The 1,086-nt window shown below is 53.6% G+C and carries 1 rRNA gene; it reads right to left on the bottom strand.

Annotated elements, in window-relative coordinates:
• Positions 1-1,086, bottom strand: a 23S ribosomal RNA gene (locus tag QYE47_RS27245); the annotation flags it as partial.

Raw genomic sequence — 1,086 nt, 5'->3', positions numbered from 1 at the left:
CCACGGCAGATAGGGACCGAACTGTCTCACGACGTTCTAAACCCAGCTCGCGTACCACTTTAAATGGCGAACAGCCATACCCTTGGGACCGGCTTCAGCCCCAGGATGTGATGAGCCGACATCGAGGTGCCAAACACCGCCGTCGATATGAACTCTTGGGCGGTATCAGCCTGTTATCCCCGGAGTACCTTTTATCCGTTGAGCGATGGCCCTTCCATACAGAACCACCGGATCACTAAGACCTACTTTCGTACCTGCTCGACGTGTTTGTCTCGCAGTCAAGCGCGCTTTTGCCTTTATACTCTACGACCGATTTCCGACCGGTCTGAGCGCACCTTCGTACTCCTCCGTTACTCTTTGGGAGGAGACCGCCCCAGTCAAACTACCCACCATACACTGTCCTCGATCCGGATGACGGACCTGAGTTAGAACCTCAAAGTTGCCAGGGTGGTATTTCAAGGATGGCTCCATGAGAACTGGCGTCCCCACTTCAAAGCCTCCCACCTATCCTACACAAGCAAATTCAAAGTCCAGTGCAAAGCTATAGTAAAGGTTCACGGGGTCTTTCCGTCTAGCCGCGGATACACTGCATCTTCACAGCGATTTCAATTTCACTGAGTCTCGGGTGGAGACAGCGCCGCCATCGTTACGCCATTCGTGCAGGTCGGAACTTACCCGACAAGGAATTTCGCTACCTTAGGACCGTTATAGTTACGGCCGCCGTTTACCGGGGCTTCGATCAAGAGCTTCGCTTGCGCTAACCCCATCAATTAACCTTCCGGCACCGGGCAGGCGTCACACCCTATACGTCCACTTTCGTGTTTGCAGAGTGCTGTGTTTTTAATAAACAGTCGCAGCGGCCTGGTATCTTCGACCGGCATGGGCTTACGGAGCAAGTCCTTCACCCTCGCCGGCGCACCTTCTCCCGAAGTTACGGTGCCATTTTGCCTAGTTCCTTCACCCGAGTTCTCTCAAGCGCCTTGGTATTCTCTACCTAACCACCTGTGTCGGTTTGGGGTACGGTTCCCAGTTATCTGAAGCTTAGGAGCTTTTCTTGGAAGCATGGTATCAACCACTTCGTCGCCT

The organism is Pseudomonas sp. 2,4-D, assembly GCF_030418155.1.
Classification (GTDB): Bacteria; Pseudomonadota; Gammaproteobacteria; order Pseudomonadales; family Pseudomonadaceae; genus Aquipseudomonas; species Aquipseudomonas alloputida.
Note: the sequence above shows the minus strand (reverse complement) of the source record. Positions and strands in the feature narration are given on the sequence as shown.